Source organism: Nocardioides sp. NPDC000445 (assembly GCF_040300245.1).
Taxonomy (GTDB): domain Bacteria; phylum Actinomycetota; class Actinomycetes; order Propionibacteriales; family Nocardioidaceae; genus Nocardioides.
In genome coordinates this window covers 23382-45512 of record NZ_JBEPDH010000004.1, presented here as the reverse complement: position 1 = coordinate 45512, position 22131 = coordinate 23382, and the positions used below count along the sequence as shown (strand labels likewise).

The following is a 22131-nucleotide window of genomic DNA, read 5'->3' as shown; positions in this document are numbered from 1 at the left end:
TGCTCTGAAACTTACGGAATGTCTGTGGTCTTGCCGGCGAGACTGAGGAAGCGGTTGACGAGCGCAGCGCCGCCCTTGGGCTCGCGGCCGATGACGAGCACGGTGTCGTCGCCGGCGATGGTGCCGAGGATGTCGGGATATTCGGCCCGGTCGATCGCGGAGGCGAAGTACTGGGCACCCCCTGCAGGAGTACGCAGCACCACGAGGTTGCCGCTGCCGTCGGCGCTCACCAGGAGCTCTCGGGCGAGTCGGCCGAGCTTGCTGCGTCCGCTGGCCGACTCCCCCGGGGCGACGGCCGTGCGGTCACCACCCTCACCGGGAACCGCGTAGACCAGCGCGCCCGAAGGCGCCCGCACCTTCACCGCGTCGAGCTCGTCCAGATCACGCGAGAGCGTCGCCTGGGTGACGTTGACCCCGTGGGCGAACAGCGCCTCGGAGAGCTCGGTCTGGGACCGGATCTCCTTGCTCCAGATGATGTCCACGATCAGGGACTGGCGCGCTCCCTTGGTCGCGGGCCGCTGCGTCTCGTTGGTCGTCATCGTCGCTCCCACAGGAAGGCCAGGATCGCCTTCTGGGCGTGGCGCCGGTTCTCCGCCTCGTCCCACACCAGGCTGCGCGGACCGTCGAGCACCTCGGCCTCGATCTCCTTGCCGCGGTAGGCGGGCAGGCAGTGCAGCACGACCGCTTCGGGGTCGGCGTGGCCGAGCAGGTCGGTCGTGAGCGCGTAGGGCGAGAACACCGCGACCCGCGCGGCCGCCTCGCTCTCCTTGCCCATCGAGACCCAGGTGTCGGTGATGAGTACGTCGGCCCCGGCTGCCGCCGCGACCGGATCCGAGGTCACGGTGACCGAGCCGCCGGTCTCCTCGGCGATCTCCTTGGCCCGGACCAGCACCTCCGCGTCGGGCGCGTAGCCCTCGGGCGCCCCGAACCGGACGTGCATCCCGGCGATCGCCCCCGCCAGCGCCCAGGAGTTGCCCATGTTGCAGGCCGCGTCGCCGAGGAAGGCCGCGGTCAGGCCGGCCAGCGATCCCTTGTGCTCGCGCAGCGTCTGCAGGTCGGCGAGCAGCTGGCAGGGGTGGAACTCGTCGGTGAGCGCGTTGACGACCGGGACCCCGGAGTGGGCGGCCATCTGCTCGAGGTCGGTCTGCGCGAACGTACGCCACACGATCTCGCCCGCCTGCCGGCCGAGGACCCGGGCGACGTCGGCGACGGACTCCCGCTCGCCGATCCCGGCCAGGCGGCCGTCGACGAGCATCGAGTGGCCGCCGAGCTCGGCGATCCCGGAGGAGAACGACGCCTGGGTGCGCAGCGTCGGCTTGTCGTAGATCGTGGCCACGGTCACCGGGCCGGCGAGCGGCTTGGCGGCGTACGGATCCTGCTTCATCGCTGCCGCGAGCGCCAGCACCTCGGCCTGCTCGGCCGGGGTGAGGTCGTCGTCGCGGAGGAAGTGTCTGGTCATCTCGCCCCCGTTCCCTGGGCCGCGTCGAGGATGGACGGCCAGGCGGCCAGGAGGCTCTCGGCGTCGTCCTCGGTGAGCACGAGCGGCGGCACGATCCGGATCCGCTCGGGCGTCGCGTTGTTGAGGATGAAGCCCGCCTCGAGGGCGGCAGCGGCGACAGCGCCCGAGTCGAGACCGGCGAGGACCACTCCGATGAAGAGGCCCTCCCCGTCGACCCTGGTGACCCGAGGGTCGGCGGCGAGGCCGTCGCGCAGCTTCTGGCCGAGCACGGTGACGTGCTCGAGGAGCCCGTCGGCCTCGATGGTGTCGATCACCGCGAGACCTGCGGCGCAGGCGACCGGGTTGCCACCGAAGGTGGTGCCGTGGTTGCCGGGCTCGAAGAGAGTCGCGGCCCGGCCCAGACCGATGCAGGCACCGATCGGGAAGCCGCCACCGAGCCCCTTGGCGAGGGTGACGATGTCGGCGGTGACCCCGGAGGTCTCGTGGGCGAACCAGCGGCCGGTGCGGCCCAGACCGGACTGCACCTCGTCGAGCCAGAGCAGCGCGCCGTGCTCGTCGGCGACGGCCCGCGCAGCCGCGAGATAGTCGGCGGGCGGCACGATGACGCCGGCCTCACCCTGGATCGGCTCCAGGATGATCGCCGCGGTCTCGTCGGTCACGGCCGCCGCCAACGCGGAAGCGTCGCCGTAGGGGACGAAGGTGACCTCGCCCGGCAGCGGTTCGAACGGCTTCCGGTAGGCCTCCTTGGCGGTCAGCGCCAGGGCACCCATGGAGCGGCCGTGGAAGGCGCCCTGGGCAGCCACGATGTGCGTCCGCCCGGTGCGCCGGGTCAGCTTGAAGCCGGCTTCGTTGGCCTCGGTGCCGGAGTTGGTGAAGAAGACCCGGCCGGTCTCGCCGCCGGGGACCCGGGCGAGCAGCGCCTCGGCCAGCTCGACTTGGGGGTGGGAGGTGAAGAAGTTGGAGACGTGGCCGAGGGACTCCATCTGGGAGGTGACCGCGGAGACCAGCGCCGGGTGGGCGTGGCCCAGGGCGTTGACGGCGATACCGGCCAGCAGGTCGACGTACTCCTTGCCGTCCTCGTCCCACACGTGGGCACCCTCGCCTCGGGTGAGGACCAGCTTGGGAGCACCGAAGGTGTTCATCAGCGCGCCGGCGTAGCGCTCAGAGTAGGTCGTCATTTGTCGAGCTCCCTTGCCTTGCGGGTCTTCGTGGTGACGCCGGGGAGCACCTGGGTGCCGACCCCCTCGGCGGTGAACAGCTCCAGCAGTACGGCGTGCTCGGCGCGGCCGTCGACGACGGTGGCGCGCTTGACACCGCCCTTGACCGCCTCCAGGCAGGCGCTCATCTTCGGGATCATCCCGCTGGCCAGCTCGGGCAGGATGCCCTCCAGCGCCTCGGGACTGATCTCCCCGATGACCTCCTCGGGGTCGGGCCAGTCGAGGTAGAGACCCTCGACGTCGGTCAGTACCAGCAGCTTCTCGGCCTCGAGCGCGACAGCCAGGGCCGAGGCCGCGCGGTCGGCGTTGACGTTGTAGACGGCGCCATCGACGTCGGGCGCGACGCTGGAGACGACCGGGATCCGGCCGGCCTCGATGATGTCGAGGACCGATTCGGGACGTACGTCGACGACCTCGCCGACCTGGCCGAGGTCGATCTCCTCACCGTCGATGATGGTGCTGGCCGGCTCGGCGGTGAAGAGTCCGGCGTCCTCGCCGGAGAGCCCGACGGCCAGCGGACCGTGCTCGTTGATCAGCCCGACGAGCTCGCGCTGCACCTGGCCGACCAGGACCATCCGGACCACGTCCATGGCCTCGGGGGTGGTCACCCGCAGCCCGCCGCGGAACTCCGACTCGATGCCGAGCCGGTCGAGCATGCTCGAGATCTGCGGGCCGCCGCCGTGCACGACGACCGGCTTGAAGCCGGCGAACCGCATGAAGGCGATGTCCTCGGCGAAGGCACGCTTGAGCTTGTCGTCGGTCATGGCGTTGCCGCCGTACTTCACCACGACGATCTTGCCGTGATACTCCTTCAACCACGGCAGGGCGCCGGCCAGCGTGCGGGCCTTGGCGGGGTCGGGCCGACCCGGTTCGTGGGCGACGGTCTCCAGATCGATCACGGGGCCACTCCCACCGTGGTCAGACCCATGGTCTCGTCGAGTCCGAGCGCGAGGTTCATGCACTGGATCGCTCCCCCGGCGGTGCCCTTGGCGAGGTTGTCCTCGGCACCGACCACGACCAGCCGCCCGGCGGCCTCGTCGACGGTCAGCTGCAGGTGGACGGCGTTGGAGGCGAGCACGGCCTGCGTCTGCGGCCACTGGCCCTCGGGAAGCAGGTGGACGAAGGGCTCGTCCCCGTACGCCTTCTCATAGACGGCGCGCGCATCCGCCGCCGTCACGCCCTCGTTGAGCTTCGCGGAGCAGGTCGCCAGGATGCCGCGCGGCATCGGCACCAGCACCGGGGTGAAGGAGACCGTCACCCCGCCGTCGACCAGCGCGGACAGGTTCTGGACGATCTCCGGAGTGTGCCGGTGGACGCCGCCGACGCCGTAGGCGCTGACGTTGCCCATGACCTCGGCACCGATCAGGTGCGGCTTGGACGACTTCCCCGCGCCGCTGGCGCCGGTGGCGGCGACCACGACGACCTCGGGCTCGACGATGCCGGCCTCGATCGCGGGGGCGAGGGCCAGGGTGGAGACGGTCGGGAAGCAGCCCGGCACCGCGACCCGGCTGGCCGAGGCGAGCGCTGCCCGCTGTCCGGGGAGCTCAGGGAGGCCGTAGGGCCAGGTGCCGGCGTGGTCGGTGCCGTAGAACTTCGTCCACGTCTCGGCGTCGGCGAGCCGGAAGTCGGCGCCGCAGTCGATCACGACCACGTCATCGGGAAGGCCTGCCGCGATCGGCCCGGACTCGCCGTGCGGCAGCGCCAGGAAGACGACGTCGTGACCGGCCAGGGTCTCGGCGGTGGTGGGCTCCAGAACTCGGTCGGCGAGCGGGATCAGGTGGGGCTGGAGGCTCCCCAGGGTCTTGCCCGCGCTGGAGGCGGCGGTCAGGGCGCCGATCTCCACCTCGGGGTGGGCCAGCAGCAGCCTGAGCAGCTCACCTCCGGCATATCCACTGGCACCGGCGACGGCGACGCGCTTCTTCGTCATGTGCATGAACATACGTCAGGCTGCATGTATGTCGCAAAACCCGTTCGGAGATTGAGACGCGGGCCCTTAGTGTTCGCTCCATGACAACCCGCCTCACCCCCACCGCCTACCTCGACCACATCCGGTCGGAGTCGGCGCGCTTCCGTGCCGTACTCGCAGACACGGACCCCACCACCCCGGTGCCGACCGCACCGGAGTGGACCGCCGCGGACCTGCTGTGGCACGTCGCCGCCGAGGTCCAGCACTTCTGGACATACGTCCTGGAGACTCGGCCGGCCGAGCCCACCAGCGAGACCTACTCCGAGCCGGAGCGCCCGGAGGACGCGACCTACCAGGACCTGCTCGCCCACTTCGACGACCTCAACGCCAGGTTCATCAAGACCCTGGAGCAGACCGGGCCCGAGGAGCCCACCTGGTCCTGGTCGCCGGACCAGACCGCCGCCTTCACCTACCGCAGGCAGGCCCACGAGATCCTCATCCACCGCCTCGACGCCGAGCTCACCGCCGGCGACGTGACGCCGCTCGACCCGGCCCTGGCCGCCGACGGGGTCGACGAGATCCTCGACGTCTTCTACGGCGGCAAGCCCGACTGGGCGAGGTTCGCCGGCAGCGGCCAGTACGTACGCGTCGACGCGGTCGACACCGACACCCAGACCTGGGTCGAGCTGGGCCTCGTCTCCGGCACCCGCCCCAACGGCGACAGCCTGGAGGACGAGCCCGACCTCAGCGTCGTCTCCCCCGACGCCATCCCCGGCGGCACCGAGCCCGACGTGGTCATCGAGGGCGCCGCGGCCGACCTGGACGCCTGGCTCTGGCGCCGGCGCGACGACGAGGGCATCCAGGTCACCGGCGACAAGGATGTCTACGAGCGCTTCCGCGCGTTGACGAACCAGGCGATCACCGACGACGACTAACCTCACGCCCATGATCAAGCATCTGGCGGTCTTTCTCGGCTCCCGCGACGGCAACGACCCGACGCTCATGGAGAAGGCCTACGAGGTCGGCAAGGGCCTCGCCGAACGCGAGATCGAGCTGGTCTACGGAGCGGGCGGCGGGGGCCTGATGGGCCAGATCTCCCAGGGCGCGATCGACGGCAACGGCAGGGTCTTCGGCGTGATCCCACGGTTTATGGTCGACCGCGAGTGGGGTCGCGTCGAAGGCGCGCCGGGGATGCAGACGGTCGTGGTCGACACCATGCACGAGCGCAAGGCGCTCATGGCCGAGCGCGCCGACGCCTTCCTCGCGCTCCCCGGCGGGATCGGCACCCTCGAGGAGCTCTTCGAGGTCTGGACCTGGCAGACCCTCTCGCTGCACGGGAAGCCGGTCGGCCTGTTCAACGTCAACGGCTTCTGGGACCCGCTCGTGGAGATGATGGAGCGCATCGCCGAGGCAGGCTTCCTGCACGGCTCCCCCGCGGAGTCGCTGGTGGTGGGCGAGGATCTCGACGACGTCCTCGCCCGCCTGGATGCCGCCCGCTGAAACCGGCCACTGAAACCGGCCCGGCAGTCGTGAAACCACGGTGAAGGCGCCCTGAAACCGACGCCCCACACCCTGGGAGCATGACAACCACCACCGAACTGGCCGTATCGGCCTCAGGTCTGGTCAAGACCTTCGGAGACTTCACCGCGGTCGACGGGATCGACCTCGAGATCCGCCGCGGAGAGGTCTTCGGCGTGCTCGGCCCCAACGGCGCCGGCAAGACCACCACCTTGAAGATGCTCGCGACCCTGCTCCCGATCGATGCCGGCAAGGCAGAGATCTTCGGGGTCGACGTCAAGGCGAACCCCCACCAGGTACGTCAGCTCGTCGGCGTGACGGGGCAGTACGCCTCCGTCGACGAGAACCTCACCGCCACCGAGAACCTGGTCCTGTTCGGGCGCCTGCTGGGCATGTCCGGCAAGTCAGCTCGGGCCGCCTCGGAGGAGCTGCTGGAGTCCTTCGGGCTCCAGGAGGCCGCCAAGCGGCAGATCTCGAAGTTCTCCGGCGGCATGCGCCGTCGCCTCGACCTCGCCGCCTCGCTGCTGTCCCGCCCGCCGCTGATCTTCCTCGACGAGCCGACCACCGGCCTGGACCCCCGCACCCGGGGCCAGATGTGGGACACCATCCGTACGCTGGTCGCCGGCGGCTCCACCGTCCTGCTCACCACGCAGTACCTCGACGAGGCCGACCAGCTCGCCGACCGGATCGCGGTCATCGACCGCGGCGTCAAGGTCGCCGAAGGCACCTCGGAGCAGCTCAAGACCTCCGTCGGCAACTCCACGCTGCACCTGCGCCTGAGCGACAAGACGCAGGTCGCCACCGCCGCCGCCGTGGTCGAGAAGGTCACCGGCGACCATCCGGTGCTCACTCCCGAGGCGGGCGGCGTCAACGTACCGCTTGCCGACGCCGACCGAGCCGCCGACGTGCTCATCGGCCTTCGCCACGCTGGCATCTCGATCACCACCGCCAACGTGCAGCAGCCGACCCTGGACGAGGTCTTCCTGGCCCTGACCGGCCACGGCACCGAGACCCCCGTCGACTCCGACATCCACTCCGACATCCACGCCGAGGAGGTGGCCTGACATGGCTGCACTGATCTCCACGTACGCCGTCGCCGACCGCCCGCTCAAGACGCACCCGGGCGTGGGCGAGACGATCGCCCAGACGCTGACCATGGCCCGCCGGGCGTACATCAAGATGATGCGTAACCCCGAGCAGTTCTTCGACGTGACGATCCAGCCGCTGCTGTTCACCGCGATGTTCGCCTACATCTTCGGTGGCGCGATCTCCGGTGACGTGAAGTCGTACCTGCCGACCATCATCACCGGCATCTTGGCCCAGACCGCGCTGACCGCCTCGATGGCGCGCGGCACCCAGCTGCGCGAGGACATGGACAAGGGAGTCTTCGACCGGTTCAAGGCGCTCCCGATCGCCCGGATCGCACCGCTGGCCGGTCCTGCGGTCGCCGACCTGCTCCGCTACGGGATCGCGGCGACGCTGACCATCGTGGTCGGCCTGCTGATGGGCTACCGGCCCGGTGGCGGAGTCGGCGGCGTGCTCGCCGGATGGGCCCTGACCATCTTCGCCGGCTGGTCGCTGAGCTGGATCTTCACCTGGCTCGGCACGGTCCTGAAGACCGCGGGCGGGGTGCAGGGCCTGGGCATGATGATCATGTTCCCGCTGACCTTCCTCTCCCCCGCCTTCGTGCCGAAGGAGACCATGCCGGAGTGGCTGCAGCACTTCGTCGACGTCAACCCGGTCACGCTGGTCATCAACGCCACCCGCGACCTGATGAACGCCGGGGACGTGACCCTGAGCGTCGTGTGGGCGCTCGTCGGCTGCGCCGCGATCGTCGCGATCTTCGCGCCGCTCTCGGTGTGGAGCTACAGCAAGAAGCTCTGACCGCTCGCAGGTCTCAAGCCAGGCGCGCGATGACGCCGCGGGCCTCGTCCAGCAGGGCGAGCCCGCGGCGTTCGCCGTACTCCTCGCAGACCCGATCCAGTACGCCCGGCGCGAGCCGGTTCGCGTCGGCGACCGCACGCTCCCAGCGCATGTCCAGGAACGATCGGGAGTAGCCGAACCTGTCGGCCAGCACGACCAGCCGCACCGACTCCTCGCGCGGCAGCGCGTCCCGCAGCAGGCCCCAGAGCCCGAGCGCGAGCAGCACCATCCCGGTGACGGGATAGTCCTGGGCTCGGCGCTCCTCGGAGACCAGTCGCGGCGCCTTGCCCATCAGGGCCTCGAAGAGGTCGGAGCCCTCCGCGCCCTCACCGTGGCGGGCACAGGCGACCACGGTGACCGCCTCGGCCGCCACGCGCCACGGCACCAGGTCGGCGTCGTCGGTGAATCCCGGGAACGGCATCTCGCCCATCGTCGCCACCACCTCGCGGAACAGCGCCAGCCCCTCGCCGATCCGCCCCTGGGCGAGGAGGAGCTGGGCGCGGGCGCCGTGGACGGCGCCCCGGGAGCCGAAGCCGCCGTGCGGCTGCTCGTCGGCGAGCTGGGCGAGGATCTCGGCGGCCTCCTCGAGACGGCCCTGCTCCACGGCGTACGTCACCAGGATGGCGCGGGTCTGGACGAGGTCGTCGTCGGCACCGAGACGGCGCAGGACCGGGACGGCCTCGCGGGCGTGCTCGGCCGCCTCGCCCAGACGGCCGAGCTGGGCATAGAGGCCACTGAGCTGGGCGTGCAGCATCGCCTGTGGCCAGAGGCCGCCGTCGGTGCCGGTCAGGCGCAGCGCCTCCCTCCCCGCGGCGACCGCACCCTCGGGGTCGCCGAGGTTCTCCCGCTCGTGGCTGAGGAAGGTGTAGGCACGAGCGCGTACGTCCTGGTCGGGGTCATCGACCAGGTGGGCCAGCTCGTCCTCCAGCGGCCGGCCGGCTCCGGTTCTGGCGACGCTTCCCGCCATCGCCCGCATGACCTTCAGCATCACCCTGAGCTGTGGGTCCGCGGCCTCGGCGCCGACCCGGTCCAGGATCGTCATCAGCCGCTCGAGCCCGGAGCCGCCGGTGACGGCAGCGCCGAAGAGCAACAGGGCCAGGACGAGCCGGGTCTTCTCCAGCAGCTCGGGAGGCGGCTCCCACTCGAGGAGCAGATCGGCGACCGGTCCGCCCAGCATGATCACCCGCTGGTGCTCGCCCGCGATGGTCCAGAAGACACCCATCGCACAGAAGAGACGGATCACCGACTCGGCCTCGTCGTCGGCCAGGACCTGGCGCAGGATGTCGGCGAGGTTGCTCTCCTCGGCGCGCAGCTCGTCCATGGCGTCGAACTGCTCCGGGGAGTAGATCCGGCCGGCGCTCGCGTCGGCGTAGTCCCGTGCCCACGCGCGCTGAGCCGCTCGGGCCGCGGTCTCCTCGCCGGCGTCGATCAGCTGCATCCGGCCGAACTCGCGGACGGTCTCGAGCATCCGGTAGCGGGACCCCAGCTGTGCGTCGACGACGGTCAGCAGCGACTGGTCGACGAGCTCCTCGATCGCGGCGAACGTGTCGGCGCCGAGCATCGCCTCCGCCGCCGCGAGGGTGAACCCGTCGTGGAAGACCGAGAGCCAGCGCATCGCCTTCCGGTCACGTTCGGACAGAAGATTCCAGGACCAGTCGATGACCGCGACCAGGGTCTGGTGACGGTCGGGAGCGCTACGGTCGCCACCCCGCAGCAGCTCGAACCGGTTCTCCAGCCGACGCGCGATGTCATCGACCGACATCGCGCGCACCTTGACCGCGGCCAGCTCGATCGCCAGCGGCAGGCCGTCGAGCCGGGTGACGATCTCGTCGACCCGGACCTCGTCGAGGTGGACCCCGGGCCGCGCGGCGACCGCACGGCGCCGGAACAGCTCGCTGCCGTCGTACGTCCCCAGCCGGCCGAGCGGGTAGACCCGCTCCGCGCCGATGGCGAGCGGACTCCGCGAGGTGGTGAGGACGGTCAGGTCGCGCACCGTCGCGACCAGGAAGGCGACCAGGTCGGCGACGGCGGCCACAATGTGCTCGCAGTTGTCGAGGACGAGCAGGGTCGGCACGCCGTCGAGCTGCTGCGCGATCCGTGAGCGTACGTCGGCCCGCTGATCGGGAGTGAGCCGGTCACGGTGGGCGACCGAGTCGCGTACGCCGAGCGCCGAGCCGACCTCGCTGACCACGTCCTCGGGAGCAGTCACGCCGACCAGCTCGACGAAGTGGACCACCGGCTGCTCGGCGCCGTGGGCGATCACCTGGGCCAGGCTGGTCTTCCCCAGGCCGCCAGGCCCGAGGACCGTGACGACCCGCGATCCCTTCAGCAGGGCGGAGACCTCGGCGGCGTCCTGCTCGCGGCCGATCAGCACGTCGGCATCGTGACGCAGCCCCGAGCGCACCGGGCGGTCGCGCGCGAGCAGCTCGGCATGGACGGCCCGCAGCCGTGGGCTCGGGTCTACGCCGAGTCCGTCGGCCAGCCCGGTCCGGTACGTCTCGAAGCGCTCCAGCGCCGCCGGCACACCATGCACCGCGGCGACCGCCCGCAGCACCGCCTCGATGACCTCCTCGTCGGGGTCGAGCCCGACGAGCCGTTCGAGGAGCGGGAGTGCCTCGGCGTACCTCTTCTCGGCGGCCAGCCTCAGCGCCTCCGGACGCAGCGACCAGGCGTCGACCTCACCGGCCGGGAGGTTGAGGCGGTAGCCGCGCGGCGTACGTTCGATGGCGCTGGACGCGGTCGCCGTCCGGGCCCGGGAGACGACCACCTGGAGCGCCTTCGAGGGATGCGCCGGGACGTCGTCACGCCCCCAGACCTCCTCGACCAGAGCAGCCTCGGAGGCACCTCGCGGACCGGCCTCGACCAGCGCGCGCAGCAGCGCCCGGGTCCGCTCGCCGGCCACCGGCGCGCCTGCCCAGGTGACCTCGTCCAGCACACTCAGCGTCGTCACAGCCGCCATTCTGTCATAGCGATATATCGCGTACGTACGGGATTATCGGACCTTCCGCGGACGAGTGGAACCGTCATGACGAGAATAGAACCGTGACCGTCGAACTGCGCTCTGACAACGCCGCCTCCGTCTCCCCCGCGATCCTGGAGGCGATGGCCGCCGTCAACTCCGGCTCCGCGCTCGCCTACGGAGGTGACGAGGTCACCGCCGCGCTCGAAGCCCGCGTGCGCGAGGTCTTCGAGCACCCGACGGCGCGCGTCTTCCCAGTGCTGAGCGGCACCGCCGCCAACGCCCTCTCCCTGTCCGCCATGACCCCGCCGTGGGGCGCGGTGGTCTGCCACGAGACCGCGCACATCCTGAGCTCCGAGGGCGGCGCGACCTCCTTCCTCAGCGGCGGCGCGGTGATGACCGGCATCGCCGGCGAGGACTACAAGATGGCGCCGGAGCCGCTGCAGGCCCACCTGGACGGCGTACGTTGGGGCGACCCGCACCACTCCCAGCCAGCCGTCCTCGAGATCACCTCACCGTCCGACTACGGCTCGGTCTACTCCGCGGAGGAGGTCGCCGAGCTCACCGCGATCGCCAAGACCCGCGACCTTCGGGTGCACCTGGACGGCGCCCGCTTCGCGAACGCCGTCGTGGCCACCGGCGCGGCCCCGGCCGACCTCACCTGGCGAGCCGGGGTCGACGTACTCTCGCTGGGCGCGACGAAGAACGGTGCCCTCTCGGCCGAGGCGATCGTCTGCTTCACCGACGCCACCGCCGACGAGCTGGTCTACCGCACCAAGCGCAGCGGCCACGTCACCTCGAAGATGCGCTACCAGTCGGCCCAGCTGCTGGCCTACCTCACCGACGACCTCTGGCTCCACAACGCCCGCAACGCCAACGAGCGGATGGCGGAGCTCGCCGCCGGCCTTCGGACGGCAGGCGTACGCATCACCAACCCCGTCGACGCCAACCTCGCCTGGATGGATCTCCCCGAGGAGACGGCCGACCGCCTGGAGGCAGCCGGGGTGCTCTTCCACCGGCTCGGCGGCCAGGTCCGGTTCGTGACGTCGTGGCAGACGACGAGCGAGGACATCCGCAACGTCCTGGAGGTCCTGGGCAGCGCCTGATACCCGCGGGGGCCATCCGTGCTCGAGGAGAATTGCTAGCCTCTTCTGTCTATGTCTTCTGACATCTCGGTCCCCTCCCCCGCCCCAGCCGCCCCCACGACTCCCGCCAAAGCCCCCGCAAAGCAGCTACGCGGCGACGTCCAGGGGCTACGCGCCGTCGCCATCCTCACCGTCCTCGCTGCCCACGCGGGGGTCTCCTGGTTCGCCGGCGGATTCGTCGGCGTCGACGTCTTCTTCGTCATCTCGGGCTTCCTGATCACCCAGCAGCTCGTCGGTGAGCTCGGCCGCACCGGCCGGATATCGCTGAGACACTTCTACGCGCGCCGGGCCCGGCGCATCCTCCCGGCCGCCACCTTCACGCTCGCGGCCACCGTGGTCGCCGCGGTGGTGCTCCTGGGTCCGGCGCAGGTCGCCCCGCTCGCCGTCGACGCGGTCTGGGCCTCGGCGTTCGCCGCCAACATCCGGATGGCGGTCGCCGGGACCGACTACTTCCAGGCCGAGCTGCCGCCCTCTGCGGTCCAGCACTTCTGGTCGCTTGCGGTCGAGGAGCAGTTCTACCTCGTCTGGCCGCTCGTCGCGCTGATCTGCATCGTCCTGGCGAGCAGGATCGGCGCCTCCCGGGGCGGCGGCGAGCGTGACGTCCAGCAGGCCTCGGCACGGGCTCGCCGCTTCCTGCTCGCCGCGATCGCGCTGATCACCGTCGCGAGCTTCGTCTGGTCGCTCGTCCACACGCCGGGCGAGGCGACCGCGGCCTACTTCTCCTCGCTCACCCGAGCCTGGGAGCTCGGGATCGGAGCCGCCCTGGCGATCCTGGTCACCAGCGGCCGGGTGATACAACGCCTGGGCGGCACTCCTCTGGTCCGGGAGGTCCTGGTTCTCGGCGGCCTCGCCGCGATCCTCTGGGCCTGTCTGGCCTACGACGAGTCCACCCCGTTCCCCGGCTACCACGCCGCGCTCCCGGTGCTCGGCTCTGCGGCGGTCATCCTGGCCGGCGCCACGCCCGCGGGTGACACCACCCTCGGCGCCCGGATGCTGTCGCTCGCGCCGATGCGGGCGATCGGCGACTGGTCCTTCTCGCTCTACCTGTGGCACTGGCCGCTTCTGGTGATGCCGGAGATCGTCCTGCAGCGCGACCTCACCTGGCCCGAGCGTGGAGCCGCAGTCGCGGCCGCGTTCGTGCTGGCGTACGCCTCGTTCAGGCTCGTCGAGGCGCCGTTCCGTGAACGCGCGCTCTGGCGGCCGACCCGGCGCGCGCTGACCTTCTACCCGGTCAGCATCGCGCTCGTGGCGGCCACCGCGTTCGGCGGCACCGCCTATGCCGACTACGAGGCCACCCGTGGCTCCTTCCAGCCGGCGATCACGCTGGCCAGCGCACCCGCCGCCCCGCCGTCGCTGGACGAGCAGGAGGCGCTGGTGCGGGCCTCGGTGCTCGCGGCGCGTGACGACACCCCGATCCCGACCGAGCTGCGCCCGGCCCTCACCGAGCTCGACTCGCTCAAGCCGGGGCGCACCCGGTGCGACTACACCGACGACTCCGAGCGCGATCTGTGCGTCGACGGCGACCCCGACGGCGACCGGACGATGGTGGTCTTCGGGAACTCCCACGCCCTGCACTGGGTCCCGACGCTGAACCAGATAGCGAAGGAGCACGGCTACCGGGTCTACTTCCTGGTCAAGAACCGCTGCGTCTCCGCCTCCATCACCACCGACCGTGGCGGCGAGAAGGATCCCTACACCGAGTGCGACGACTTCAACCGCTGGGCCTTCAAGCAGTACAAGCGCCTCGACGCCGACCTGACCGTGGTCTCCACCGCCCCGCCGATCCAGGGCGTCTACGACGAGGACGGCGATTGGGTCGGCGAGAGCCGCAAGATCGACGAGCTGATGCACCCTGCCTACGCCGACTTCCTGCGCCGGGTGGACAGGCACACGAAGCGTACGGTGCTGATCCGGGACATCCAGGGCTTCGACACCAATGCCGGCACGTGCCTGTCCCGGCCCGGCGCCACGCTGGGCGACTGCTTGATGGGCGCGGTCGAGTCGCGGGAGCGGTCGATCGACGTCCAGGTCCGGGCTGCCGAGGAGGTCGGTGTCGACGTGGCCGACATGAGCTCCTACTTCTGCTGGGACGGCTCCTGCCCCGCTGTCGTCGGTGACACCATCACCCACTACGACGGCACCCACATGTCACGCCAGTACGCACCGCAGCTCGCCGAGCCGCTGGCCCGCCGCATGGGTCTCCGCGCCCACGGATAGCGACGAGGAGGGCCGCTCGCGACGATGCGCGAGCGGCCCTCCTCGTTCAGTCGATCCTCAGCGCTGGACGGCGCCGGTGAGCTCGGCCGCCTTCGCCACCGCCGCATCCCGGGCCACCGCGGTCTCCTCGGCCTTCAGCGTGCGGTCGGGAGCGCGGAAGCGCAGCGCGAAGGCGAGCGACTTCTTGCCCTCGCCGACCTGGTCGCCCTCGTAGACGTCGAAGAGCCGCACGGTCTCCAGCAGCGGGCCGGCGCCCTCGCGCAGCGCCGCCTCGACGGCGGCCACGGTGACGTCGGTGGACACCGTCAGCGCGACGTCCTCCTTCGCGACCGGCATGGTCGAGAAGACCGGGCCGGCAGCGGTGGCGGGCACCTTCGAGATCAGGAAGTCGAGGTCGATCTCGACCGCTGCCGAACGGGCCGGCAGCCCGAACGCCTTGCACACGTTGGGGTGCAGCTCGCCGGCGTGGCCGAACTCGACACCGTCGACGGAGACGACCGCGCAGCGACCCGGGTGCCACGGCGCCCGCGAGGCCGAGGCGACCTCGACAGGGACTCCGAGCTCGGTGCCCAGGCGGCGTACGACGTCGATGGCGTCAGCCCACGACGCGGCCTCGGCGGCACCCCACCAGCCGCCCCGCGTACGCTCCCCGGCGAGCACGACGGCGAGATGCAGCGGCTGGCGCGGGATCGCGGCGAGCAGCTTCTCGAGCTCCTCCTCGGTCGGACGCCGGTCGACGCCGTAGATCGGCGCGGCCTGGTCCACCGGGAAGGCGACGGTCGCGGTCTCGAAGAGGGAGACCCCGTCCTGACCTCGGGAGACGTTGCGGGCGGCGACCTTGAGCAGGCCCGGGAGCAGTGTCGTGGTGTAGCCGGGCTCCTCGCTGCTGAGCGGGTTGGCCAGCTTGACGGTGTGCCGCAGCACGTCGTCGGCGGGCAGCCCGAGGCGATCGAAGTCGGCCTCGCCCACGAACGGGAAGTCGACCACCTCGACCAGCCCGGCACCGGCCAGGGCACGCCCGATCCGGCGGCGCAGCTGCTGCGCGCGGGTCAGGCCGCCACCGGTCGCCCGGCGCGGCAGCACCGAGGGGACCTTGTCGTAGCCGACGATGCGGGCGACCTCCTCGACGAGGTCGTAGGGGTCGGTGAGGTCGACCCGGTAGCTCGGGATGGTTGCGCGCAGCGAGTCACCCGACACGGCGACTCGCGCGCCGATCAGCTCGAGCGACTTCACCACCGTCGCCTCGTCGATGTCGAGCCCGATGATCCTGGCCGGCAGGTCGACCGGGATCGTGATGGTCCGGAACGGCTCGCGCGTCTCGGGCGAGGCCGCCGGCCCGACCTCGGAGACACCGACGGCCTGGCCGCCACCGTGCTCGACGAGCAGCTCGACGACGCGCTGGGCCGCAGCGGGCGGCAGCAGCGGGTCGACGCCACGCTCGAAGCGCTTGGAGGCCTCCGAACCGAGCTTGTGACGCTTCTGGGAGCGGAACACGGTGGTCGGGTCGAAGTGCGCGGCCTCGACCACGATGTCCGTGGTCGACGCCGAGATCTCCGTGGATGCCCCGCCCATGACGCCGGCGATGCCGATCGGACCGGAGTCGTCGGTGATCAGCAGGTCCTCGTCGGAGAGCACCCGGACCACGTCGTCGAGCGTGGTGATCTTCTCGCCCTCGCTCGCCCGCCGCACCACGATGTCGCCGGACAGCTTGGCCCGGTCGTAGCAGTGCGTCGGCTGGCCGAGCTCCATCATCACGTAGTTGGAGACGTCGACGGCCAGCGAGATCGAGCGTACGCCGGTGGCCTCGAGCCGCTTCTTGATGAACTCAGGCGTCGGCGCGGCCGGGTCGAACCCGGTGATCACGCGGGTGACGAAGAAGTCGCAGCCGTCATCCTCGAGCCGGACCGGGTAGCCCGAACCGTCGGCGACGGGGTAGTCGATCTGCGCCGGGTCGTGGAACGGTACGTCGAAGCCGAGCGCCGCGTCCCGGGCGATGCCGCGCATCGACAGGGCGTAGGCACGGTCCGGGTTGATCTCGAACTCGATGATCTCCTCGCCGAGCCCGAGCACCTCGCGGGCGTCGGTGCCGGGCGCGGGAGCGTCGGCCGGCAGCACGATGATGCCGTCGGCCTCCTCCCCCAGCCCGAGCTCGCGCGCGGAACAGATCATTCCGGCCGAGATGTGGCCGTAGGTCTTCCGGGCTGAGATCTGGAAGTTCCCCGGCAGCACGCCACCGGGCAGGATCACGACGACCTTGTCGCCCGGCTTGAAGTTGTGCGCTCCGCAGACGATCCCCTGCGGCTCACCGGTGCCGTTGGCTTCGCCCACGTCGACGGTGCACCAGTTGATCGTCTTGCCGTTCTTCTGCGGCTCGGGCACCTGGGTCAGCACCTGGCCGACCACGAGCGGCCCCTCGATGCCGGCGCCGGAGGTCTCGATCGCCTCGAGCTTGAGGCCGAGCGCGGTCAGCCGGTCGGTGATCTCCTCGATACCGAGACCCTCCGGCAGGTCGACGTACTCCTTGATCCAGGAGAGGGGGGCCTTCACAGTTCACTCCCGAATGCAGTAGTAAGCCGGACGTCACCCTCGAAGAGGGTGCGCAGGTCGGACAGGCCGGTGCGGAACATCAGGGTGCGGTCGATGCCCATGCCGAACGCGAAGCCGCTGTACTTCTCCGGGTCGACACCGCACGCGACCAGCACGCGCGGGTTCACGATCCCGCAGCCGCCCCACTCGATCCAGCCCTCGCCCTTGCAGGTGCGGCAGGTGACGAGCTGACCGTCGCCGGCGTCCACGACCTGAGCGCCACGGCAGACGAAGCAGGTCAGGTCGACCTCCGCCGAGGGCTCGGTGAAGGGGAAGTACGACGGCCGGAACCGGGTCACGATGCCCTCGCCGAACATCTGGGTGGCGAAGTGGTCCAGGGTGCCCTTCAGGTTCGCCATCGAGATGCCCTCGTCGATGGCGAGGCCCTCGACCTGGTGGAACATCGGCGAGTGGGTCGCGTCGTACTCGTCGGTGCGGAAGACGCGTCCCGGGCAGACCACGTAGATCGGCGCCTCGCGGGTCAGCATGGTGCGCGCCTGGACCGGGCTGGTGTGGGTCCGGAGAACGACGTGGTTCTCGGCCGGCTCGGTCCAGAACGTGTCCTGCATGGTGCGGGCCGGGTGGTCCGGGCCCAGGTTGAGGGCGTCGAAGTTGAGCCACTCGGCCTCGATGAGCGGACCCTCGGCGACCTCCCAGCCCATCGCCACGAAGATGTCGGCGATGTACTCGGCGCCGGTCGTGAGCGGGTGCCGCCCACCAGCCGGGAGCCGGTCGGTCGGGAGCGTCACGTCGACGGTCTCCTCGACCAGCATCCGCGCCTCGTGCTCGGCCTCGAGCACCTTCTGCCGCGCCGCGAGCGCCTGGTTGACCGCGCCACGCGCCTTGCCGACGCGCTGGCCGGCATCCTTGCGCGCCGCCGGCGGCAGCGCGCCGATCTCGCGGTTGGCCAGGGCCAGCGGCGAACGGTCGCCGGCGTGATCGAGCCGTGCCTGCTTGAGCTCCTCGAGACTGGTCGCGGCGTCGATGGCCTTCAGCGCGGCGTCGCGCGCGGCCTCGACCTCCTCAGCCTTCAAGGGGGTGACCTCTACCGGGTCATAGTCGGTGTTGGGACCGGACATCACTGGCTTTCGTCGCATCGAGTGTGTGAGCGACAGTCTAGGAATCGGGCGGCCCGTGACGCGAACCGGTAGCCGGTGAAGGGTGTCGCCGGACCAGATTTAGCCGACCGAATGATGGGCCCCTCTGGACAGCCCTGGAATTAGTTAGGCTAGCCTCACCTCATGCCTCCCGCCCTTTCCGGTCATGACCTCGTCCTCGGCTATGCCCGCGCGACCGTGGTCCATGGCGTCTCGATCGGTCTCGAGTCGGGGCGAGTGACCGCCTTGATCGGGCCGAACGGCTCGGGAAAGTCGACCGTGCTGCGCTCCCTGGCCAGGCTGCATCGGGTGACCTCCGGGTCGGTCCAGCTCGAGGGGGCCGACAGCGCGCCGCTGAACGCCCGCGCGTTCGCCCGCAAGGTCACGCTGCTCTCCCAGTCACGCCCGCACCCCTCCGGCCTGACCGTGCGCGACGTCGTCGGATTCGGGCGCCATCCCCACCGCCGGCGGTTCGCCGCCCTGACGGAGGAGGACCTGGCGAGCATCGACCGGGCGATGGAGCTCACCGGGACCGCCGCGATGGCGGAGCGGGCCGTCGACCAGCTCTCTGGTGGCGAGCTGCAGCGCGTCTGGCTGGCCAGCTGCCTGGCCCAGGACACCGGCGTGCTGCTCCTCGACGAGCCCACCAACCATCTCGACCTGCGCTACCAGGTCGAGATCCTTGACCTGGTCCGCGATCTCGCGGACCACCACGGGACGGCCATCGGCGTCGTCCTGCACGACCTGAACCAGACCGCCGCAGTGGCGGACCAGGTCGTACTGCTGCACCACGGCGATGTGCACGCCGCCGGCGAACCCGCTGACGTGCTCACCGCCGAACACCTCTCTGAGGTGTACGGGCTCCCGATCGAGGTGACCTCCGATCTGGAGTCCGGGCGCGTCCGGGTCGAGCCACGCGGCAGGCATCACGCCCGGCTCTGACGCCGGCGGACACGAAGAGGAAAGACGATGTTTCGACGTACGACCACTGCTGCCCTGACAGCGGCCGGCGCCCTGATGCTGGCCGCCTGCGGACAGACGACGACCGCCGCCGAGTCCGGTGAGCCCGAGAAGAAGGCCTCTGCCGGCTGCGAGGGCGTCGCGACCTCCAGCGGCCCGGTCAGCCTCACCGACTCCTTCGGCAACAAGATCGAGCTCGACAAGCCCGCCGAGCGGGTCGCGGTCCTGGAGTGGCAGCAGACCGAGGATCTCCTCAGCCTGTGCGTGGACCCGGTCGCGGTCGCCGACGGCAAGGGCTACAACACCTGGGACTCCGCGGAGAAGCTCGACGAAGGCACGACCGACGTCGGCACCCGGGGCGAGCCGAACCTGGAGACCCTGTTCGGCACCAACCCCGACCTGATCGTCGTCGAGGCCTACACCGCCGAGGACGAGATCCTCAAGCAGCTCGCCAAGTACGACGTCCCCGTCCTCGCCACCAAGGGCGCGGACGCCAAGGATCCCGTCGCCAACATGGTGACCACCTTCGAGATGATCGCCGAGGCGACCGGCCGCGAGGAGCAGGCGGAGAAGGTCGTCGGCGAGTTCGAGGACAAGCTCGCCGCCTCGAAGAAGGCGGTCGCGGAGGCCGACGCCGCGGGCACCGAGTTCGTCTACTTCGACGGCTGGATCGACGGCGCCAACGTGGCGATCCGCCCGTTCGGCCAGGGCTCGCTGATCGGTGAGCTCGGCGAGGAGATCGGGCTGAAGAACGCCTGGACCGGCGAGGTCGACCCGGCGTACGGCCTCGGGCAGACCGACATCGAGGGCATGACCACCCTCGGCGACGCCACCTTCTTCCACACCGGCACCGTCGACCCCGCGGGCGACATCAACGCCGAGCTGGCCAAGAACAAGGTCTGGAAGTCGATCCCGGCCGTCAGCGAGGGCCGCACCCACGCCTTCCCCGAGGGCATCTGGACCTTCGGCGGACCCCGCTCGGCCGAGCAGGTCCTGGACGCGTACGTCGACCTGCTCAAGTGACCGATGCCCTCAAGGCCCCGCGAGCGGGTGCCGGAGGCGCCTCTGTCGTCCTCCTGTGCCTGCTCGCCGGGCTGCTGCTGACCGCGTCCTGGCATCTCACCCAGGGCACCTCGGGCGTCGGCCCCGCCGACTTCCTCGACGCTCTGCTCGGGCGTGAGCAGTCGCACGGCGCGACCGCGTCGACGATGGAGATCATCACCGGGTCGCGGATCCCCCGCCTCGCGGCGGGGATCGCCGTCGGGTTCGCCCTCGGCGTCGCCGGGGCGCTCCTGCAGTCGCTCGCGCGCAACGCGATGGCTGCCCCCGACACCCTGGCGGTGACCGGCGGCGCCTACTTCGCGGTCACCCTGGTCGCCGCGTTCGGCCTGTCGGTCCCGCTGTGGGCCTCCGGCATCACGGCCTTCCTCGGCGGCCTCGTGGCCGCCGGGATCGTCCTCGCCCTCGCCGGCGGCGCGGGCACCTCGACGACCCGGCTCATCCTGGCCGGCTCGGCGGTGGCGCTCGCGCTCCAGGCCGCTACCTCGACGCTGCTCATCCTCTACTCCGAGGAGACCACGAGCCTGTTCGCCTGGGGCAGCGGATCGCTGAGCCAGCTCGGGCTGCAGGCGTTCTGGCAGGTGGCACCGGTGGTCGTGGTGGCCACAGTCTGCGGCCTGCTGCTCGCCCGCCGGCTCGACCTGCTCTCGGCAGGCGACGACGCCGCCTCCGTCCTCGGCGTACCGGTCCGCTCGACGCGGGCGATCGGGACCGTGCTCGCGGTGCTGCTCACCTCGGCGTCGGTGACGCTGGCGGGGCCGATCGGCTTCGTCGGGCTCTGTGCCCCGGTCCTGGTCCGCCTGCTCGGCCGGCTCGTCCCGGCGCTGAACCGGCACGCCGTCCTGATCCCGGCCGCCGGTCTGGTGGGCGCTCTCGTCGTGGTCGTGGCGGACGTCCTCGTCCGGGCGGTGCTCGGTGCGAACGAGGCCATGTCGGTGCCCACCGGCGTGACGACGACGATCGCCGGTGCGGTCGTGATGGTGATCCTCGCCCGTGGCGGGCGCGACTCCGGTCCCACCCGCCGGCCACCCGGCGCCACCGTCACCATCCGCAGCCGGCTCCGGTTCCTGGTGGTGCTCGTCCTGCTCCTCGCACTGACCGTCGGTGCCACCGTCGTCGGCCTGCTCGCCGGGCATCAGTGGCTCTACACCGGCGACATCGTCGCCTGGCTTCAGGGCGAGGGCATCCCGCTGGTCCAGTTCGCTCTCGACGAGCGTGCGCCCCGGGTCGCCGCGGCCGTACTCGCCGGTGGGGCGCTCGCTCTGGCCGGCACGTTCGTCCAGGCCACCTGCCGCAACCCGCTGGCCGAGCCCGGGATCCTGGGCATCACCGGCGGCGCCGGCGTGGGCGCCGTCATCGTGGTGACCGGCCTCTCCTCGGGCTGGAGCGGTGGCAGCTCGGCCGCGGCCTCGACGACCACCATGCTCATCGCCGCGACCGTCGGAGCGCTCGTCGCCTTCGGAGTCGTCTACGGCCTGGCCTGGCGAGGCGGGATCGACACCGACCGGCTGGTGCTCATCGGCATCGGCGTCTGGTACGGGTCGGTCTCGCTCAGCACCTTCCTGCTGGTGCGCTCCAACCCGTGGGACACGCCGCGGATCTACACCTGGCTGTCCGGCTCGACCTACGGTCGCAGCTGGGAGCAGGTCGTCCCGGTCGCGATGGCGCTGGCCGTCGCGATCCCGATCGCCTTCGTCGTACGTCGCGAGCTCGACCTGCTCACGCTGGACGACGACACGCCCCGGCTGGTCGGCGTCTCCTCGGAACGGGTGCGCCTGCTGATCCTGCTGACCGCCGCGGTGCTCACCGCGATGGCGGTCTCCGCCGTCGGTGTCGTCGGCTTCGTCGGCCTGGTCGCGCCGCACATCGCGCGCGCCCTCGTCGGCGGGCGCAGCGCACGGGTCGTCCCGGTCGCCATCCTGGTCGGGGCGCTGCTCCTCGTGGTCGCCGATGCCATCGGCCGCACCGCGATCAGCCCCGCCCAGATCCCCGCGGGTCTCGTCGTCGCGCTCATCGGTGCGCCGTACTTCATCTTCCTGCTCGCCCGCTCCCGCCCCTGACCCGGCGCAACTGCCACGTCACCAA

17 protein-coding genes are annotated in these 22131 nt (G+C 71.0%); 9 read left to right on the top strand and 8 right to left on the bottom strand.

Annotation, left to right across the window (positions count from 1 at the left end; all coding sequences use genetic code 11):
* Positions 1-11: 11 nt before the first annotated feature.
* Genes ABT304_RS06635 through argC form a run of 5 tightly spaced genes read right to left on the bottom strand, consistent with a single transcriptional unit; the run spans position 12 to position 4609 of the window.
* On the bottom strand, positions 12-539 hold the full coding sequence (locus ABT304_RS06635; RefSeq protein ID WP_160023788.1) for an arginine repressor: 528 nt from the start codon (positions 537-539) through the stop codon (positions 12-14).
* Positions 536-1459: an ornithine carbamoyltransferase gene (gene argF / locus ABT304_RS06630; protein WP_160023808.1), complete on the bottom strand. Its 924-nt coding sequence runs from the start codon at positions 1457-1459 to the stop codon at positions 536-538. Before argF ends, ABT304_RS06635 begins: the two co-directional genes overlap by 4 nt.
* Positions 1456-2637: an acetylornithine transaminase gene (locus ABT304_RS06625; protein ID WP_350713878.1), complete on the bottom strand. Its 1182-nt coding sequence runs from the start codon at positions 2635-2637 to the stop codon at positions 1456-1458. Before ABT304_RS06625 ends, argF begins: the two co-directional genes overlap by 4 nt.
* Positions 2634-3575 (bottom strand): acetylglutamate kinase, encoded by a 942-nt coding sequence (gene argB, locus ABT304_RS06620; protein ID WP_400462467.1) that lies wholly within the window; start codon positions 3573-3575, stop codon positions 2634-2636. The genes ABT304_RS06625 and argB overlap by 4 nt, the downstream gene beginning before the upstream one ends.
* On the bottom strand, positions 3572-4609 hold the full coding sequence (gene argC, locus ABT304_RS06615) for an N-acetyl-gamma-glutamyl-phosphate reductase (RefSeq protein ID WP_502890294.1): 1038 nt from the start codon (positions 4607-4609) through the stop codon (positions 3572-3574). Before argC ends, argB begins: the two co-directional genes overlap by 4 nt.
* 74 nt (positions 4610-4683) lie before the next feature.
* Between argC and ABT304_RS06610 the strand changes: the two genes are divergently transcribed.
* The 4 genes from ABT304_RS06610 to ABT304_RS06595 all read left to right on the top strand — a co-directional run bounded on the left by ABT304_RS06610 (position 4684) and on the right by ABT304_RS06595 (position 7984).
* Positions 4684-5517: a maleylpyruvate isomerase family mycothiol-dependent enzyme gene (locus ABT304_RS06610; RefSeq protein ID WP_350713876.1), complete on the top strand. Its 834-nt coding sequence runs from the start codon at positions 4684-4686 to the stop codon at positions 5515-5517.
* 10 nt (positions 5518-5527) lie between these two features.
* Positions 5528-6082: an LOG family protein gene (locus tag ABT304_RS06605; RefSeq protein ID WP_350713875.1), complete on the top strand. Its 555-nt coding sequence runs from the start codon at positions 5528-5530 to the stop codon at positions 6080-6082.
* Between the two features lie 80 nt (positions 6083-6162).
* A complete protein-coding gene (locus tag ABT304_RS06600; protein WP_350713874.1) occupies positions 6163-7164 on the top strand; it encodes an ATP-binding cassette domain-containing protein in 1002 nt (333 codons plus the stop codon).
* A 1-nt stretch (position 7165) separates the two neighbouring features.
* Positions 7166-7984, top strand: coding sequence for an ABC transporter permease (locus ABT304_RS06595; RefSeq protein WP_350713873.1), 819 nt, complete (start codon positions 7166-7168; stop codon positions 7982-7984).
* A 13-nt stretch (positions 7985-7997) separates the two neighbouring features.
* On the opposite strand, the gene ABT304_RS06590 is transcribed toward ABT304_RS06595, so the two are convergent.
* Positions 7998-10973, bottom strand: a complete 2976-nt coding sequence (locus ABT304_RS06590) for an ATP-binding protein (protein ID WP_350713872.1) — start codon at positions 10971-10973, stop codon at positions 7998-8000.
* A 92-nt stretch (positions 10974-11065) separates the two neighbouring features.
* Here ABT304_RS06590 and ABT304_RS06585 point away from each other — a divergent pair, with 92 nt between their 5' ends.
* Positions 11066-12088 carry a threonine aldolase family protein gene (locus ABT304_RS06585; RefSeq protein ID WP_350713871.1) on the top strand — a complete coding sequence of 341 codons (1023 nt, stop codon included), beginning with the start codon at positions 11066-11068 and terminating at the stop codon, positions 12086-12088.
* Positions 12089-12139: 51 nt separating this feature from the next.
* Entirely contained in the window at positions 12140-14344 is a 2205-nt protein-coding gene (locus ABT304_RS06580; RefSeq protein ID WP_350713870.1) for an acyltransferase family protein, read from the top strand.
* A 57-nt stretch (positions 14345-14401) separates the two neighbouring features.
* Here ABT304_RS06580 and pheT read toward each other — a convergent pair whose 3' ends face one another.
* Both pheT and pheS read right to left on the bottom strand, forming a co-directional pair.
* Positions 14402-16891 (bottom strand): phenylalanine--tRNA ligase subunit beta, encoded by a 2490-nt coding sequence (pheT, locus tag ABT304_RS06575; RefSeq protein WP_350713869.1) that lies wholly within the window; start codon positions 16889-16891, stop codon positions 14402-14404.
* Positions 16888-18009: a phenylalanine--tRNA ligase subunit alpha gene (pheS, locus tag ABT304_RS06570; RefSeq protein ID WP_160023830.1), complete on the bottom strand. Its 1122-nt coding sequence runs from the start codon at positions 18007-18009 to the stop codon at positions 16888-16890. Before pheS ends, pheT begins: the two co-directional genes overlap by 4 nt.
* Positions 18010-18171: 162 nt before the next feature.
* On the opposite strand from pheS, the gene ABT304_RS06565 reads away from it, so the two are divergent.
* From ABT304_RS06565 to ABT304_RS06555, 3 genes are read left to right on the top strand one after another with little or no spacing between them, the layout of a single operon-like run.
* Positions 18172-18969: an ABC transporter ATP-binding protein gene (locus ABT304_RS06565; protein ID WP_350713868.1), complete on the top strand. Its 798-nt coding sequence runs from the start codon at positions 18172-18174 to the stop codon at positions 18967-18969.
* Positions 18970-18996: 27 nt separating this feature from the next.
* Positions 18997-20010 carry an iron-siderophore ABC transporter substrate-binding protein gene (locus tag ABT304_RS06560; RefSeq protein ID WP_350713867.1) on the top strand — a complete coding sequence of 338 codons (1014 nt, stop codon included), beginning with the start codon at positions 18997-18999 and terminating at the stop codon, positions 20008-20010.
* On the top strand, positions 20007-22106 hold the full coding sequence (locus tag ABT304_RS06555) for an iron ABC transporter permease (protein WP_350713866.1): 2100 nt from the start codon (positions 20007-20009) through the stop codon (positions 22104-22106). The genes ABT304_RS06560 and ABT304_RS06555 overlap by 4 nt, the downstream gene beginning before the upstream one ends.
* Positions 22107-22131 lie beyond the last annotated feature (25 nt).